Source organism: Xenorhabdus sp. TH1 (assembly GCF_037260955.1).
In the GTDB taxonomy this organism is placed as follows: domain Bacteria; phylum Pseudomonadota; class Gammaproteobacteria; order Enterobacterales; family Enterobacteriaceae; genus Xenorhabdus; species Xenorhabdus griffiniae.
This window is the reverse complement of the sequence record NZ_CP147734.1, coordinates 727,501-744,100: the sequence shown is the minus strand read 5'-3', so window position 1 is coordinate 744,100 and position 16,600 is coordinate 727,501. Positions and strand designations below refer to the sequence as shown.

At 45.0% G+C, this 16,600-nt stretch carries 14 protein-coding genes, 1 tRNA gene and 2 rRNA genes (1 of these 17 cut by a window edge); 2 read left to right on the top strand and 15 right to left on the bottom strand.

What is annotated here, in order from left to right; translation table 11 throughout:
- Positions 1 to 17: 17 nt before the first annotated feature.
- The 10 genes from ispF to cysJ form a co-directional block, all read right to left on the bottom strand.
- Entirely contained in the window at positions 18 to 491 is a 474-nt protein-coding gene (ispF, locus tag WDV74_RS03255; protein ID WP_189759508.1) for a 2-C-methyl-D-erythritol 2,4-cyclodiphosphate synthase, read from the bottom strand.
- Entirely contained in the window at positions 488 to 1,273 is a 786-nt protein-coding gene (gene ispD / locus WDV74_RS03250; RefSeq protein WP_338884570.1) for a 2-C-methyl-D-erythritol 4-phosphate cytidylyltransferase, read from the bottom strand. The genes ispF and ispD overlap by 4 nt, the downstream gene beginning before the upstream one ends.
- Before the next feature lie 32 nt (positions 1,274 to 1,305).
- On the bottom strand, positions 1,306 to 1,599 hold the full coding sequence (gene ftsB, locus WDV74_RS03245; protein WP_099141990.1) for a cell division protein FtsB: 294 nt from the start codon (positions 1,597 to 1,599) through the stop codon (positions 1,306 to 1,308).
- Positions 1,600 to 1,812: 213 nt separating this feature from the next.
- Positions 1,813 to 2,412 (bottom strand): adenylyl-sulfate kinase, encoded by a 600-nt coding sequence (gene cysC, locus WDV74_RS03240; protein WP_338884569.1) that lies wholly within the window; start codon positions 2,410 to 2,412, stop codon positions 1,813 to 1,815.
- Positions 2,413 to 3,855: a sulfate adenylyltransferase subunit CysN gene (cysN, locus tag WDV74_RS03235; protein WP_338884568.1), complete on the bottom strand. Its 1,443-nt coding sequence runs from the start codon at positions 3,853 to 3,855 to the stop codon at positions 2,413 to 2,415.
- An 11-nt stretch (positions 3,856 to 3,866) separates the two neighbouring features.
- Positions 3,867 to 4,775 carry a sulfate adenylyltransferase subunit CysD gene (gene cysD, locus WDV74_RS03230; RefSeq protein WP_338884566.1) on the bottom strand — a complete coding sequence of 303 codons (909 nt, stop codon included), beginning with the start codon at positions 4,773 to 4,775 and terminating at the stop codon, positions 3,867 to 3,869.
- A gap of 10 nt (positions 4,776 to 4,785) precedes the next feature.
- The gene (cysG, locus tag WDV74_RS03225; protein ID WP_338884565.1) at positions 4,786 to 6,207 is read right to left on the bottom strand and encodes a siroheme synthase CysG; all 1,422 of its coding nucleotides are present in this window, start codon (positions 6,205 to 6,207) and stop codon (positions 4,786 to 4,788) included.
- Between the two features lie 267 nt (positions 6,208 to 6,474).
- Positions 6,475 to 7,209 carry a phosphoadenylyl-sulfate reductase gene (locus WDV74_RS03220; RefSeq protein WP_338884564.1) on the bottom strand — a complete coding sequence of 245 codons (735 nt, stop codon included), beginning with the start codon at positions 7,207 to 7,209 and terminating at the stop codon, positions 6,475 to 6,477.
- Entirely contained in the window at positions 7,206 to 8,945 is a 1,740-nt protein-coding gene (gene cysI, locus WDV74_RS03215; protein WP_338884563.1) for an assimilatory sulfite reductase (NADPH) hemoprotein subunit, read from the bottom strand. Before cysI ends, WDV74_RS03220 begins: the two co-directional genes overlap by 4 nt.
- Position 8,946: 1 nt before the next feature.
- Positions 8,947 to 10,755 (bottom strand): NADPH-dependent assimilatory sulfite reductase flavoprotein subunit, encoded by a 1,809-nt coding sequence (gene cysJ / locus WDV74_RS03210; protein ID WP_338884562.1) that lies wholly within the window; start codon positions 10,753 to 10,755, stop codon positions 8,947 to 8,949.
- Between the two features lie 276 nt (positions 10,756 to 11,031).
- On the opposite strand from cysJ, the gene queD reads away from it, so the two are divergent.
- Entirely contained in the window at positions 11,032 to 11,394 is a 363-nt protein-coding gene (queD, locus tag WDV74_RS03205; protein ID WP_338884560.1) for a 6-carboxytetrahydropterin synthase QueD, read from the top strand.
- Between the two features lie 34 nt (positions 11,395 to 11,428).
- Here queD and queE read toward each other — a convergent pair whose 3' ends face one another.
- Positions 11,429 to 12,100, bottom strand: coding sequence for a 7-carboxy-7-deazaguanine synthase QueE (gene queE / locus WDV74_RS03200; RefSeq protein WP_338884558.1), 672 nt, complete (start codon positions 12,098 to 12,100; stop codon positions 11,429 to 11,431).
- 167 nt (positions 12,101 to 12,267) lie between these two features.
- Here queE and WDV74_RS03195 point away from each other — a divergent pair, with 167 nt between their 5' ends.
- Positions 12,268 to 13,641 carry an amino acid permease gene (locus tag WDV74_RS03195; RefSeq protein ID WP_338884556.1) on the top strand — a complete coding sequence of 458 codons (1,374 nt, stop codon included), beginning with the start codon at positions 12,268 to 12,270 and terminating at the stop codon, positions 13,639 to 13,641.
- A 98-nt stretch (positions 13,642 to 13,739) separates the two neighbouring features.
- On the opposite strand, the gene WDV74_RS03190 is transcribed toward WDV74_RS03195, so the two are convergent.
- The 4 genes from WDV74_RS03190 to WDV74_RS03175 all read right to left on the bottom strand — a co-directional run.
- Positions 13,740 to 14,507 (bottom strand): endonuclease/exonuclease/phosphatase family protein, encoded by a 768-nt coding sequence (locus tag WDV74_RS03190; protein WP_338884554.1) that lies wholly within the window; start codon positions 14,505 to 14,507, stop codon positions 13,740 to 13,742.
- A gap of 519 nt (positions 14,508 to 15,026) precedes the next feature.
- Positions 15,027 to 15,103: transfer RNA gene (locus tag WDV74_RS03185), tRNA-Asp, on the bottom strand.
- Between the two features lie 54 nt (positions 15,104 to 15,157).
- Positions 15,158 to 15,273, bottom strand: a 5S ribosomal RNA gene (gene rrf, locus WDV74_RS03180).
- A gap of 89 nt (positions 15,274 to 15,362) precedes the next feature.
- Positions 15,363 to 16,600: ribosomal RNA gene (locus tag WDV74_RS03175) — 23S ribosomal RNA — on the bottom strand; it runs 1,674 nt beyond the window's last position.

The window sequence follows — 16,600 nt, the reverse complement described above, 5'->3', positions numbered from 1 at the left end:
TTATTTCTTTTACCCGCTTATTCTTTTACCAACAAAGCAACCGCTTCGCAGGCAATACCCTCTTTACGACCAACAAATCCCAGTTTTTCTGTTGTTGTCGCTTTAACGTTAATATCATCCATATGGCATTCAAGATCTTCCGCCAGGTTAACCCGCATCTGGGGAATATGCGGTAACATTTTTGGTGCCTGTGCGATAATGGTGATATCCAGGTTGCCTAACCGATAGCCCTTCGCACGGATACGGCGATAGGCTTCTTTCAGTAATTCACGACTATCCGCCCCCTTGAAGGCAGGATCGGTATCGGGAAATAATTTACCAATATCTCCCAATGCTGCCGCGCCCAATAGAGCATCTGTAGCAGCGTGTAAGGCGACATCCCCATCGGAATGAGCAATTAATCCCTGTTCATAAGGAATGCGGACACCGCCAATGATCAATGGCCCTTCTCCGCCAAATTTATGCACATCAAAACCATGTCCAATTCTCATACGTTCGATTCCTTAGCTTTTTGGGATAGGTAAAATTCAGCCAATGCCAAATCTTCAGGTTGGGTCACTTTTATATTATCCGCCCGTCCATTAATCAGCACAGGACGATAACCACAATGCTCAAGTGCCGAAGATTCATCGGTGATACAGGCTTGATCTGCAAGGGCCTTGATCAAACAATCACGCAATAACTGCAAAGGGAATAATTGTGGCGTCAGAGCATGCCACAGTCCGTTACGGTCAACGGTATGCGCAATCAATGTGTGGTCAATTGTGGGTGACTCTGTGACTGGTAGCGATACCATGCGTTTCATCGTATCTTTCACCGGTGATGCCAATAATCCACCACATATGTCAGGAGAGACTGCATTGTGATCAATAATCCGCAACAGGCTATCGAGATCATTTCGATGGAGACAAGGACGGGCTGCATCATGCACTAAAACCCAGCTTGTCCTGTCTGTGCCTGTGGGCAAACTAGCCAGATAATCCAACCCAGCCAGAACCGAATCAGCTCGCTCTTCACCGCCAATAACTGTCGTAATTCTTGGATCAGAAGCGACAGGCAATTGCGCAAATTGGGTATCAGCTGGATTCAGCGCAATAATGACGCGTTGTATACAAGGATGCTCAAACAATGCTGCTAAGGTATGTTCAAGAATTGTTTTTCCGGCAACTTTCAGATACTGTTTTGGGCAATCTGATTTCATCCTGCTACCAATACCCGCAGCAGGGATCAGGGCGATAATTTCAGCAGGGGAATGAAGTTGTGACTTATTCATTTCGATTATTATTTACTGTTTTGATTTAACGGTTATTGCGCATTATGCTTTGAGGTATCAGGCACCATACGATAAAAAGATTCTCCCGGTTTAATCATGCCCAATTCATTACGAGCGCGTTCTTCAATCGCTTCCTGCCCCCCTTTAAGATCCTTAATTTCAGCAAACAACTGGTCATTACGTGCTTTTAGTTTTAAGTTATCAACCTCTTGTTTATCAACTTCAGCCTTAACCCGCACATAATCATGAATACCGTTTTTGCCGAACCACAGTGAATACTGTAACCACCCCAGCAGAACCAATAATAGTAGCGTTAGTTTGCCCATCTCCCCCCCTGAAAACCTGCTAATCATCCCACAACTGAAAGCATGACGCCACTGACTCTCACAAAACCATTTACAAAACCATTCGCAAAAAAAGCCTCTTGCAAAACAGGATTGCACGACATAGTAGAAATGCATTGCATTAAATGAGTGTAGAAACACATTATTTCACTAACAATAATAATGTGTTTCATAACAGTTTGTTGGGTTTGGTCGTTAAGTTGGCAGGATATTATTATTTTTCAAGGCAAACAGCAGTTTTTCAATCGAAGATTCTACAGACTGTGAACCCTCTAAATAGACTTCTGGCTGTTCGGGAGCTTCATAGGCTGCATCAATTCCGGTGAAATTACGTAATTCTCCCGCTCGTGCTTTTTTATATAGTCCCTTGGGATCACGAGCCTCACAGATCTCCAATGGCGTATCGACATACACTTCAATAAAGCGCCCCTCTTCCATGAGTTCGCGTATTTTTTGCCGTTCTGCCCTATGGGGGGAAATAAATGCTGTCAGGACAACCAATCCCGCATCAACCATCAATTTTGCAACTTCACCGACGCGCCGGATATTTTCCTGCCGATCTATTTCAGAAAAGCCCAAATCACTGCACAGGCCATGACGGACATTATCCCCATCCAGTAAGTACGTTTTGATTCCCTGTGCAAATAATGCCTGCTCCAATGCTCCTGCAAGGGTGGATTTTCCTGAACCAGACAGCCCTGTGAACCAAATCACCCGTGCAGGATGCCCATTTGCACTTTCCCGCTGTGACCTGTCCAAAACATGTGAATGCCAGACGATATTATTCTGATCCACTTATTTTCCTCCCAATAGATCACGTACTCCCCAGTGCGGGAAGTGGCGACGAACTAATTGGTTAAGCTCCAGCTCAAACTCACTGTATTCTTTCGGCTCTTCATAAACATCTGCCTGGATTTCACGCACCAATCCCGCTCCTACGGTCACATTGGTCAGACGATCAATCAGGATAATGCCACCGGTATCTGCATTTTGCGCATAGCAGTCGAGCAATAAAGGTTCATCAAATGAAAATTCCACCCGCCCAATGGCATTGAGGGGTAATTCAATCGCAACTTTCTGTGTCAGGTTGTTAATATCCACTTGATATTGAACATTCTCGACTTTGCCACGGCTTTTTTTACCCGCGACTTTGATATCCAAACTTTGCCCTTGAATCAGTGGCTGTTCTGACATCCAGACGACATCAACCAAAGCGTGGCGGGTTGCGCTCATTTGAGCGTCAACAGCAATCAATAAGTCACCACGGCTAATATCTATTTCATCTTTTAATACGAGGGTAATAGCCTCTCCAGGTACGGCAAATGTGAGATCACCATTAAACGTGACGATCCTTTCTACCGTAGAAATCACACCAGATGGCATCACTTTTATTTGCTGGCCTTGCCATAAGATCCCTGATGACAATGTGCCGCTATATCCACGAAAATCAAGATCAGGGCGGTTGACATACTGTACGGGGAAACGCAAGGGCTGTTCTGTCGCTTTTGTTTTTACGTCCACGGATTCCAGGATATCCAGTAGCGTTTTTCCCGTATGCCACGCCATTTTTTCACTGCGGGTGACGATGTTATCCCCTTCCAACGCCGAAATTGGGACGAAATAGAGGGTGAGATCAGTAGGTAATTGTGCTGCGAAATTCAAATAATCTTGCTTGATCTGTTCAAATATCTCTTGCTGATATCCAACCAAATCCATTTTATTGACTGCCACCACCAAGTGACGAATACCCAGCAAGGTACTGATAAAACTGTGGCGGCGCGTTTGTTCCTGAACACCTTTGCGTGCATCGATCAATAAAATAGAAAGATTACTGGTTGAGGCGCCTGTCGCCATATTGCGGGTATATTGCTCATGCCCGGGTGTGTCCGCAATAATGAATTTACGCTTTTCCGTAGAAAAATAGCGGTATGCTACGTCAATGGTGATGCCCTGTTCCCGTTCCGCCGCCAATCCATCAACTAATAAAGCCAGATCGAGCTTTTCTCCCTGAGTCCCAATTCGCTTGCTATCGCTTTGTAAAGTTGCCAGCTGATCCTCATAGATTTGACGGGTGTCATGCAGCAAACGTCCAATTAGGGTACTTTTACCATCATCCACGCTACCACAAGTTAAAAAACGCAGTAATCCTTTTTCCTGCTGCATTCGAAGATAGGCTTCAACTCCACCTTGTTGCTTGATCTGACTAGCAATAGTTTCATTATATGCAAGTGCTGGCATATCTGGACTCCTTAAAAATAACCCTGGCGCTTTTTCAGCTCCATAGAACCTGACTGATCACTGTCAATCAGCCGCCCTTGCCGTTCGCTAGTGGTCGATATCAACATTTCTTCGATGATTTCCGGCAACGTTTCTGCTTCTGATTCCACCGCGCCTGTCAGCGGCCAGCAGCCAAGTGTCCTAAAGCGCACTTTACGCTGGCTAATGACTTCCCCTGCTTTCAGGTCAATTCGATCATCGTCAACCATAATTAATGTCCCCTCACGCTGAACAACCGGACGAGGTTTAGCAAAATAAAGGGGGACGATATCGATCTGCTCCAAATAGATGTATTGCCAGATATCCAACTCGGTCCAGTTGGATAATGGGAAGACGCGGATACTTTCCCCTTTGTTAATCTGGCCGTTATAATTGCGCCAAAGTTCAGGGCGCTGGTTTTTAGGATCCCAACGATGGGAACGGTCACGGAATGAGTAAATTCGTTCTTTGGCTCGCGATTTTTCTTCATCACGCCGCGCCCCGCCAAATGCTGCATCAAAGCCGTATTTATCCAGTGCTTGCTTCAATCCTTCTGTTTTCATGATATCGGTATGTTTGGCACTGCCATGAATAAAAGGATTGATTCCCAGCATCTCGCCTTGTGGATTGCGGTAAACCAGTAACTCAAAACCATATTTTTCCGCTGTACGATCACGGAAGTCATACATGTCCTGAAATTTCCAGCCTGTATCTACATGTAATAAAGGAAAAGGCAGTTTTCCCGGATAAAATGCTTTACGTGCAAGATGCAGCATTACAGAAGAATCTTTACCAATCGAATAGAGCATGACGGGGTTGGCAAATTCAGCAGCCACTTCCCGAATAATATGGATACTTTCAGCTTCAAGTTGCTGTAAGTGTGTTAGTCTTTTTTCGTCCATTGGGCACTCCTTATACTAAATCAATCACAGCAGGGGGATTTACTTGATCAGCCGCGTTTTCGCTTTCAAACCATCCTATTTGATGGTGGAGTTGAGCCACCTCTCCTATTACCAGTAAGGCAGGTGAGGGGACTTCTTGTGCCAATCGTTCCAATTCGGATAAGGTTCCGGTCAATACTTGTTGTTCTGGACGAGTGCCACAACCAATCACGGCAACGGGGGTGTGGCTGTCCCGACCGTGTGAGATCAACTTTTGGCTGATCAAGGCTGCTTTCATAATCCCCATATAAATGGCTAATGTTTGATTGCCCCGCGCGAGTGCTGGCCAATCCAATTCATTGCCATTTTCACGGCAATGTCCGGTAATAAAGGTGACACTTTGCGCGTGTTCTCTGTGAGTCAATGGAATGCCTGCGTAAGCAGAAGCGCCTACCGCTGCCGTAATGCCAGGCACAACTTGAAAAGGAATTCCCGCTGCTGCCGCAATCTGTAATTCTTCTCCACCACGGCCGAAAATAAAGGGATCGCCCCCTTTTAAGCGAACCACTCTTTTCCCCTGGTTCGCTAATTTGATGATAAGTCGGTTGGTTTCTTCCTGCACTACGGAATGATTACCCGCTCTTTTTCCAACACAGATTTTGTCTGCATCACGGCGAACTAACTCCAGAATTTCTGCGCTCACTAAATGGTCATAAAGAATGACGTCAGCCTGTTGGATCACTTGCAAGCCTTTTAAAGTCAATAATCCTGGATCACCTGGTCCAGCGCCTACCAGAGCAAGTTCTCCTTGGGAATGAGAGTCACCTTGTGTCAACTGCTGTTCAAGTTGCTCTTCTGCTTGCTGTAATTGCCCATTGGCGATGAGTGTGGCAAAACGCCCATTAAACGCTTTTTCCCAAAAGTGGCGCCGTTGACGTATGGAAGTAAAACGTTGTTTCACGCGTTCGCGCCAGCGCCCCGCGATATTTGCCATCGTACCCAAGCTAAATGGGAGCAAAGACTCCAGCTTTTCCCGCAATAATCTTGTCAATACCGGAGATTTTCCAGCCGATGAGATCGCCACAATAACCGGGGAGCGATCAATAATTGAGGGGAAAATGGCCGAACAGAGCGGTTGGTTATCCACAACGTTGGTCAAAATAGCGCGCTTATTGGCTTCAGTAAAAATATGCTGATTTAGGTCGTGATCATCGGTGGCGGCAATCACTAAAAATACACCATCAAGATATTCTGTTTTAAACGTTCCCTGTAACCACTCAACTTCCCCTTTTTGATAGCGTTGTTGCAGTTCTACATGTAGCTCAGGAGCAACAACCGTTAACACTGCACCAGTACGAAGTAATAAGTCTGCTTTGCGAGAGGCGATTTCTCCGCCCCCTATCAGCAATACAGATCGGGCTTTAAGCTCAATAAATAAAGGTAAATAATCCACGATACCATCCCGCGTTAGAGCCTGTTCATGTTCTACCCTATGGATTTCAGGTCACAAAGGATATAGCTCTTAATTATTATGATGACCAAGGAATGAATATATGAGGCCGTGATCAGGTTATGAAATGACAAAAAGTAATTATTTGTTCCTGAATCGCATAAGGTAATTCTTTCGCAAGTTATAGAGCCAATTAAGCAAGATATGCAGCATAAAAAAACAGCGCCTCTTTTTGAGAGAAGCGCTGCCTAGTAGATTTGTAATATCAATTCAACTTTCGTGCAAACCACACTCACGTTTCAAGCCAAAAAAACGCGTTTGTTCTTCACTCATACCGGGTTCCCATTTTTGGGTGGTATGCGTATCCCCGACAGAAAGGTAGCCCTGTTCCCATAATGGATGGTATTCAAGGCTATGCTTGGTCAAGTATTGGTGAACCTGCCTATTATCCCAATCAATTATAGGCAAGATTTTAAAAACTCCCCGTTGAACTGCCAGCACAGGTAAGTTAGTTCGGCTTTCTGATTGCTGGCGACGCAACCCAGCAAACCAGCTTTGTGCTTGCAGAGCTACTAATGCACGATTCATCGGCGCAACTTTATTGATTTGGTTATAACGTTCTATCCCTTCTATTCCCTGTTCCCATAATTTGCCATAACGTGCTTCTTGCCAGGCGGGAGAATGTTCTGCACGAAAAATCTTCAAGTTCAGGTTGAGTTTTTCAGTCAGTTTATCAATAAATTGATAAGTTTCAGGAAATAAGTATCCCGTATCGGTAAGAATCACGGGAATATCAGGATACTCCCGTGTCACAAGATGCAAACAGACAGCCGCCTGAATACCAAAACTAGAGGAAAGCACAAATTCGCCAGATAGATGCTCCAATGCCCATCTCACACGTTCACAAGCATCCAGTATCTCCAGTTGTTGATTGATGTCTGCCAATGACGTGATTTGCTGCTCTGGAGCCAGTGCCACCAGCTCCGATAAATTCAGTCGGCTCACACTGCCTCCTGCCAATCATAAAAATCGACGGCTGAATTCAATACTGGCTTGATGATATCGGTGCGGATCAGAAAATCACCAAAACATTCATTGGCATGACGTTCCGATGCCCAACGACCAATTAATTCATCCAGTATCTCAAGGATCTCTGCTGATGTAATATTTTCCTTGTACATGCGGGGAATGCGATCACCGATGCGATTTCCACCAAGATGCAGGTTGTAACGATCAAGTGCTTTACCCACCAGCCCAATTTCTGCCAGCATCGCCCTGCCACACCCATTCGGACAGCCTGTAACACGCAGTATGATCTCTTCATCACCCACACCATGTTTTTCCATTAACGCATCAACATAATCGACAAAAGTCGGCAGGAAACGTTCTGCTTCAGCCATCGCTAATGGGCAGGTAGGAAATGAAACACAGGCCATAGCGTGGTGACGCAAAGTAGTCACGCTATCGTCAATTAAGCCATGAGCACGGGCAATGTCTTCAATCCGCGTTTTTTCACTCTCCGGCACTCCTGCCACAATCAGGTTTTGGTTGGCAGTCAGACGAAAATCGCCTTTATGGATTTTCGCAATTTCTGCAATCCCTGTTTTTAATGGCTTGTTGGGATAATCCAACAAACGGCCATTTTCAATAAATAAGGTCAGGTGCCATTGATCATCAATGCCTTTTAACCAACCAATTTGATCGCCCCGACCAGTGAATTGATATGGCCGAATAGCTTCAAATTTCACACCAGCACGTTTTTCAACCTCTTGTTTGAAGGTTTCAATACCCACACGTTCAAGGGTATATTTGGTTTTCGCATTTTTACGGTCAGTCCGGTTACCCCAATCACGTTGGGTGGTCACTATCGCCTCTGCAATAGCCAGTGTGTGTTCCTGTGCAATAAAACCAAATTCACTCGCCAGTCGTGGGAAGGTTTTTTTGTCGCCGTGGGTCATGGCCAATCCCCCACCCACCAATACGTTAAAGCCAATTAATTGATCATTTTCCGCAATGGCAACAAAGTTCATATCGTTGGCATGCAGATCCACATCATTTTGTGGCGGGATCACTACCGATGTTTTGAATTTACGGGGCAGATAAGTGGTGCCAAGAATCGGCTCTTCATCGGTTGTTGCAACTTTTTCTTTATCTAACCAGATTTCAGCATACGCATTGGTACGGGGGAGCAGATGTTCCGATATCTTTTTCGCCCACTCATAGGCCTGTTGGTGTAAAGCAGACTGCACCGGATTGGACGTACACAGCACGTTACGATTGACGTCATTAGCAGTAGCCAGTGAATCCAAGCCCATATGTGCTAATAATTGATGGGCTGGTTTGAGATTGTTTTTTAAGATCCCATGAAACTGGAATGTCTGGCGGTTAGTCAATCTAATACTGCCATATAGTGTATTTTCTGTCGCAAACCGATCAATGCCCAACCACTGTCTTGGCGTAATAATCCCCCCCGGTAAGCGACAACGCAACATCATGGCATGGCGTGGTTCGAGTTTTTGTTCTATACGCTCGGCCCGAATATCACGGTCATCTTGCTGATACATGCCGTGAAAGCGGATAAGGAGAAAATTATCCCCCTCAAATCCACCTGTCAGCCCATTTTTTAAATCTTCGCTGATCGTTCCTCGCAAATAATTACTGTCCAACTTCATGCGTTCACTGTCTGCAAGTTTTCCTTCAACGATTAGGGTATCTGTTTTTTCTTTGCTCACATTGCTCATATTAGTAAACATCTCTCTGATAACGGCGCTCAAGGCGCAATTCACTCAAGAATTCATCAGCCTGTTCAGCATCCATACCACCATGTTGTGAAATGATGTCCAATAGGGCCTGTTCTACATCTTTTGCCATGCGATTCGCATCGCCACAGACATACAGATGGGCGCCATCCTGGATCCAGCGCCAGACTTCTTCTCCCTGTTCACGCAGTTTGTCTTGTACATACACTTTATGCTGCTGATCCCTTGACCATGCCAAATCAATGCGAGTCAATAAGCCCTCTTTCACATAACGCTGGAATTCAACCTGATAAAGAAAATCTTCCACAAAATGGGGGTTACCAAAAAACAGCCAGTTTTTACCTGCCGCTTCCTGGTTGTCTCGGTGCTGCAAAAATGCCCTAAATGGAGCAACCCCTGTTCCTGGCCCAATCATGATGATTGGTGTATTCGGATCGGCCGGTAAACGGAAATTGTCGTTCTGTTCGATAAACACGCGGATGCTGTCATCTTCTTGCAAGCGATCCGCCAGATAACCTGACGCGCCACCTGTACGGGCACGCCCTTCAATGTCATAACGAACAACGCCAACAGTAATATGAACTTCGTTTTCCACCTCAGATTGTGAAGAGGAGATGGAATAGAGACGTGGTGTCAGTGGGCGCAATAAATCAATAAATTGTTGGGCTTCTGGCTGTGAAGCAGCAGCCCTGACCATATCGACAATAGGCGTTGTCTGGGCATATTGCTGCAAGGCTTGTTTGTTAGCGACTAACGATAACAGTTTTTCATCTTTCGCCAACGCTGCATATTTCCCAACAATTACACTGGTATTTTGAGTCAACTCTACATGGCTAATCAACGCCTCACGCAGTGGGAGTGATTTTCCATGCACATTGACCTGCTCTGAACCTTCCAGCCAAAGTAGCGCTATTAATTCATCCACTAAAGCCGGATCGTTTTCAAACCAGACTCCCAGGGCATCTCCTGGTTGATAACGCAGCCCTGAGTCCCCTAAATCAATTTCAACATGGCGAACATCTTTGTCAGAACCACGTCCCGTTATTTTCCAGTTAGTCAACAGAGAGGCCGTTAGAGGGTTTTCTTTAGTATATGTTTGGGCTTCTTTAACATGCGTAGAAACAGTAGATGGCGTGATAATCGGAGCGTCAGTCTTTGCTTGTACTGACAAACGTTGCTTCAAAATATCCGTAATTTGTTGACGCCATTGAGCCGCCTGTTCTTGGTATTCCACATCAACATCAACACGAGCCAATAGGCGCTGAGCACCCAGTTCATGCAAACGACTGTCAAAATCTTTCCCCGCCTGACAGAATTTTTCATACGACGTATCCCCAAGGGCAAATACGGCATATACCGTCTCTTTCATTGAGGGTGCTTTTTTGGAATAGAGATACTTATGAAGTGCTACGGCTTCCTCGGCAGGTTCACCTTCACCTTGCGTTGAAGCAATAATAATCAATACACGCTCCTGGGAAATTTGCTTAAATTTATAGTCACCCGCATTAATTAAGTTTACATTGATATTTTCAGCTAATAGTGAATCTCTTAGTTGTTCAGCCAGATGACGGGCATTGCCTGTTTGCGATGCGGAAAGCAAAGTCACTGTTTCTTGTGCAGAAACGACAGGTGTCTCTGCCCCAATTTGTGGCTGATGATTCACCATTCCCCAAAAGTAGCCAGACAACCAAGCTAATTGATGGGGAGAAAAATCGCTAATTGCAGACTGCAAGCGTGATAATTGTTCTGGAGAAACAGGTAGTAATGCGATTGAAGGTGGTTTTGCGGTCATTGTCCCAGTGCCTTTTGCTATAGCCAGTATCCATGTTGTAAAAGATACAAAAATCAATCCAGTCATGAACATGAATTGATTAAGGTTATCCCAAAATGGGGGCTGTATTTAAAGAAAGGATTGCAATATCTCATAACCAAAATGCCTAACTTTATTTACAGATTTAATATATCAATAAAGTCGTTAAGCGTTGTGCTTTTTACTTCCAGAAAAATCACGTTAAGCTCGCAAAGTTCAGGTAGAATAGCCGACCTTTTGAAGTCAGGGGAAAGCACAATGAGTACAACCATCTTTAAAGATTTTCAATTCGAAGCAGCACATCACCTTCCACACGTACCGGAAGGGCACAAATGTGGGCGTTTGCATGGGCATTCATTTATGGTACGTCTGGAGGTCACCGGAGAAGTTAATCCACTTAGTGGCTGGCTCATGGATTTTGCCGATGTCAAAGCTGCCTTTAAACCTGTCTGGGAACAACTCGATCACCATTATCTCAATGAGATTCCTGGGCTTGAAAATCCAACCAGCGAAGTGTTGGCCAAATGGATCTGGGAGAAGTTAAAACCGACGTTGCCTCAACTCAGTGCTGTTATGGTTAAAGAGACTTGTAGCGCAGGTTGTATCTATCGGGGAGAATAAGGATTCAGCACCAGAGCCTGGTGCTGAATGAGATTTAGGCGATATTTAAGTATTTATGGGTTTGCATCGAAAAACGCCAATTACGGGCAATACACGTTTCGATGCACAGGCGAGTAGCATCTTCTTTCTGGCTGATCGGCTGTAAGGCAATAAGCGGAGTAGGATTTCCATCAAGCATAGTCAATAATTCATCTAATGCTTCAATATCGCGCTGCCGCCCGACAGGGTGCTTAATTTCATCAGCGCGTTTAATCGCATCAGGTAAAACCCGATAGCCTCCGCGCATTTTCACTTTCGGAGAAACCGTCACCCACGTTTTGTCAGAACACTTAATAGCATGTGTACCACTCGTCTCTATCTGACATTGATAGCCTTCACTTTCCAGTGTTTCAGTCAAAGGACGCAAGTCATATAAGCACGGTTCTCCCCCGGTAATGACAATATGCTTCGCACTGTAACCTTGACGAGTGAATATGCTCAGTAATTGTTTTGCACTGGCAGCGCCCCACAAATCGCTCTCTTGCGATTTCAGTAAGATATTTTCCATCGGCTGCTGTTTATCAGCCTCTTTTTCCCATGTATGTTTGGTATCGCACCAACTGCACCCTACAGGACATCCTTGTAATCGAACGAAAACCGAAGGTACACCGGTAAACACGCCTTCTCCCTGTAAAGTTTGGAAGATTTCATTTATTGGGTAAATCATAAAAAAACTCTGGTTTTAATAAACTGCCCGTTATTATTACAGATATCTATCCCGCGAACATCCATCTTTATGGTATTGTACCTGGTTGCTTTTGCTGGCATCTCACGCCAGACAGAGCATCGTATGCCTAAATACTCTCAGGCTGAAAGGATAGATGGGAATAACGAATGCAAAATAATGAAAATCAGCTTAAACAGGGTCTAAGCGTGCGGCACATCCGCTTTATGGCTTTAGGCTCTGCAATAGGTACGGGGCTGTTTTATGGCTCAGCAGCAGCGATACAGCAAGCTGGCCCCGCTGTATTGCTAGCCTATTTACTCGGCGGTGCTGCCGTATTTATCGTGATGAGAGCACTGGGCGAAATGGCCGTCCACCATCCTGTTTCTGGTTCTTTTTCGCAATATGCCAGCCATTATTTGGGGCCTTTGGCCGGTTTTTTAACTGGCTGGATCTACATTCTTGAAATGCTATTTGTTTGCCTGGCTGATATTACCGCATTCGGCACATATATGAAGCTCTGGTTCCCGCATGTTGAACAGTGGATTTGGGTTTTAGGGATTGTCTGTTTTATTGGTGCCTTAAATCTGTGTCACGTAAAAATCTTTGGTGAAATGGAATTCTGGCTTTCAATCATTAAAGTCACTGCCATTATTGCCATGATTATCGGTGGCCTTGCCATTATGTTTTACGGCTTCGGACAAGCAACTGAGCACGCAACTGGCCTGTCCAATTTATGGGAAAATGGCGGTTTTATGCCAAATGGTATCAGTGGCGTGATAGCTTCATTCGCCATTGTTATGTTCGCTTTTGGTGGCATCGAAGTCATTGGTATCACGGCCAGTGAAGCGAAAAATCCAGAAAAAACGATCCCTCAAGCAATTAATGCGGTTCCATTTCGTATCTTGATCTTCTATGTCTTGACTCTATGTATCCTGATGAGCATCTATCCATGGAATCAAATTGGTCAGGATGGCAGCCCATTTGTACAGATTTTTTCTAATTTGGGAATCAATTCAGCGGCAAATATTCTGAATGTGGTCGTGATTACCGCGGCTATTTCCGCTATCAATAGTGATATTTTTGGTGCTGGCAGAATGATGTATGGTATGGCACAGGAAGGACAAGCCCCTAAATCATTCAAAAAATTAACTCGTAATGGCGTGCCATGGATGACGGTTCTTGTCATGACTGCAGTTCTATTACTTGGCGTAGTGCTAAATTATCTGATCCCTGACGAGATCTTCATTCTTATCGCTTCTGTCGCTACATTTGCAACTGTCTGGGTATGGTTGATGATTTTAATCTCGCAGATTGCCATGCGTCGCCAAATGAGTACAGAAGAAGTCAAGACACTGAAATTTCCAATCCCGATGTGGCCTGTCGCTCCTGCAATCACACTCGTCTTCATGGTCAGTATCATCGTATTGCTGGGCTATTTTGAGCAAACAAGAGACGCGCTATATGTTGGTCTAGGTTGGGTATTTATTTTGACTCTAGCCTATTTCTTCGGCGTAAAGAAAAAACGTTCTGCTAATCAGTAAGCGATGAAAGTCTGTCTCAAAAAGCGTCGGTAAGCATCGACGCTTTTTATATTCTTCTCCTGCAAGAACAGTAAATCCCTTTATCCCATCAATTATCATCACAAAGAAAATTTCACTATCAACGGGTTATGATCAGACGCACCCGTCATGATAACTGCTGCATAGGAAACTTTTAGTTCGCGATAAAAGACAAAATCTAACGGCTTGCCAAAAACAATTGTCCTATGATCGTCATTAAAATGTACTTCTTTCAATTGCATACGGCGAGCAAAACGTTCCAATATTTTTAATCTCTGCCGACTCCATGCATTAAAATCCCCAGCAAAAATAACAGGGCCATTATGTAAGCTGATATGCATACCAATGTTATTGAGTTGTCGACTATAAACATCAACACCAAGGCTAAAATTAATAGCATGCACGTTTATCACCATTAACTGACGTTGATCTGGCAATGGATAAATTGTAATTAATGACGATTTAGATAATCTAAGTATCGGTTCTTTTTCACGTAGCGGGCAACAATAAACTGGTGAAGACGATGCTAATGTCATCACTCCTGATGGATGTTGAGGAATAGCAAATGCAGGAACCTGATCCGCGACCAAGCCACTGTCTGTAATAAATCTCAATAAGGCTGGCGTCGTTTGTGCTTCTTGCAGTAAGACAAGATCACTTTTCTCAATCAAAGAAGCCAAAACATGTTGCCATGATGGCCGTTGTTGTTTGTAGATATTCCAGATGGCAACAGAAAGCTCATGATTATGCTCAAGAAGCGGTTCTCCTCGTGGTAACGACGCATTCTCAAGTAATTGCTTAGAAGTGGGAAAAACGCGTTCCACAGGCTGCCCAGCAACATATCTCATGGCAAAATTTTTTTGAGCGTAATTTTTTCTCGCCCAGCTTTTTCTTAAATAACTATTCCTGATCAAGTTTCCCCCAACTTACCTCGACACCTTTACTTCCACTAATATGGCATCTTAGTCATTGATTTCAATCGCCAACGCTTAAAAAATCAGCATGATTGTGTAACGATATAATAACAACACAACATATTGGTAAAACAATTATTCATTAGAATTAGTAGCGTGATTTACTTAATATTAAAAAAATAAATATTAATATTTTTGATAAGTATCAAAAAATATTACATTTAAGAAATAAATCTGTCTTAGTTAAAGGTATGTGAGGATATTATTAATTAACATTATTTTTGATAACGTTAATTAATTTATAGGAGCCGTTATTATTCCACTAGACATTAAAATCTCATTGCCTTAATGGAATAAAATACATTGATAAGGATATAAGCAATAAAATAAGTTATAGATTAGACAATAGAAAAAGCCCTGAAAGATATCTTTCAGGGCTTTTTCTAAATACGGTGGCGGTGCGGACGGGACTCGAACCCGCGACCCCCGGCGTGACAGGCCGGTATTCTAACCAACTGAACTACCGCACCACCGAATTTCTTTTTTCTTGCTGCCTTTTGTGCCGGCAACACTTATAAATTGATGTCTGGCAGTGCCCTACTCTCACATGGGGAGACCCCACACTACCATCGGCGCTACGGCGTTTCACTGCTGAGTTCGGCATGGGGTCAGGTGGGACCACCGCGCTATTGCCGCCAGACAAATCCTGTTTTCAATCCCGAACAAGCTGCTTTTCTACGCTGAAACCCGTCTCTCTCTTTCCACTCCCGAAAACCCCTTCGGTGTTGTCAGGTTAAGCCGCACGGTTCATTAGTACCGGTTAGCTCAACGTCTCGCAACGCTTACACACCCGGCCTATCCACGTCCTCGTCTCGAACGTTCCTTCAGTACCCTCTAGGGGTAAGGGAAGACTCATCTTAAGGCAAGTTTCCCGCTTAGATGCTTTCAGCGGTTATCTCTTCCGCACTTAGCTACCGGGCAGTGCCATTGGCATGACAACCCGAACACCAGTGGTGCGTCCACTCCGGTCCTCTCGTACTAGGAGCAGCCCCTTGCAATCTTCCAACGCCCACGGCAGATAGGGACCGAACTGTCTCACGACGTTCTAAACCCAGCTCGCGTACCACTTTAAATGGCGAACAGCCATACCCTTGGGACCTACTTCAGCCCCAGGATGTGATGAGCCGACATCGAGGTGCCAAACACCGCCGTCGATATGAACTCTTGGGCGGTATCAGCCTGTTATCCCCGGAGTACCTTTTATCCGTTGAGCGATGGCCCTTCCATGCAGAACCACCGGATCACTAAGACCTACTTTCGTACCTGCTCGAGCCGTCACTCTCGCAGTCAAGCTAGCTTATGCCTTTGCACTAACCTCACGATGTCCGACCGTGATTAGCTAACCTTCGTGCTCCTCCGTTACACTTTGGGAGGAGACCGCCCCAGTCAAACTACCCACCAGACACTGTCCGCAACCCGGATAACGGGCCGGCGTTAGAACATCAAACATTCAAGGGTGGTATTTCAAGGATGGCTCCATGCAGACTGGCGTCCACACTTCCAAGCCTCCCACCTATCCTACACATCAAGGCTCCATGTTCAGTGTCAAGCTATAGTAAAGGTTCACGGGGTCTTTCCGTCTTGCCGCGGGTACACTGCATCTTCACAGCGAGTTCAATTTCACTGAGTCTCGGGTGGAGACAGCCTGGCCATCATTACGCCATTCGTGCAGGTCGGAACTTACCCGACAAGGAATTTCGCTACCTTAGGACCGTTATAGTTACGGCCGCCGTTTACTGGGGCTTCGATCAAGAGCTTCTCGCCGAGGCGATAACCCCATCAATTAACCTTCCAGCACCGGGCAGGCGTCACACCGTATACGTCCACTTTCGTGTTTGCACAGTGCTGTGTTTTTATTAAACAGTTGCAGCCAGCTGGTATCTGCGACTGGCCTCGGCTCCGGAAGCAGGTTCCTTCACCTAACGCCAGCGTGCCTTCTCCCGAAGTTACGGCACCATTTTGCCTAG

What these genes read in the sequence shown, in the direction of transcription:
- ispF (WP_189759508.1), bottom strand. Translation starts at nt 491, where the DNA reads ATGAGAATTGGACATGGTTTTGATGTGCATAAATTTGGCGGAGAAGGG.
- ispD (WP_338884570.1), bottom strand. Translation starts at nt 1,273, where the DNA reads ATGAATAAGTCACAACTTCATTCCCCTGCTGAAATTATCGCCCTGATC.
- ftsB (WP_099141990.1), bottom strand. Translation starts at nt 1,599, where the DNA reads ATGGGCAAACTAACGCTACTATTATTGGTTCTGCTGGGGTGGTTACAG.
- cysN (WP_338884568.1), bottom strand. Translation starts at nt 3,855, where the DNA reads ATGCCAGCACTTGCATATAATGAAACTATTGCTAGTCAGATCAAGCAA.
- cysD (WP_338884566.1), bottom strand. Translation starts at nt 4,775, where the DNA reads ATGGACGAAAAAAGACTAACACACTTACAGCAACTTGAAGCTGAAAGT.
- cysI (WP_338884563.1), bottom strand. Translation starts at nt 8,945, where the DNA reads ATGAGCAATGTGAGCAAAGAAAAAACAGATACCCTAATCGTTGAAGGA.
- cysJ (WP_338884562.1), bottom strand. Translation starts at nt 10,755, where the DNA reads ATGACCGCAAAACCACCTTCAATCGCATTACTACCTGTTTCTCCAGAA.
- queD (WP_338884560.1), top strand. Translation starts at nt 11,032, where the DNA reads ATGAGTACAACCATCTTTAAAGATTTTCAATTCGAAGCAGCACATCAC.
- queE (WP_338884558.1), bottom strand. Translation starts at nt 12,100, where the DNA reads ATGATTTACCCAATAAATGAAATCTTCCAAACTTTACAGGGAGAAGGC.
- WDV74_RS03195 (WP_338884556.1), top strand. Translation starts at nt 12,268, where the DNA reads ATGCAAAATAATGAAAATCAGCTTAAACAGGGTCTAAGCGTGCGGCAC.
- WDV74_RS03190 (WP_338884554.1), bottom strand. Translation starts at nt 14,507, where the DNA reads ATGAGATATGTTGCTGGGCAGCCTGTGGAACGCGTTTTTCCCACTTCT.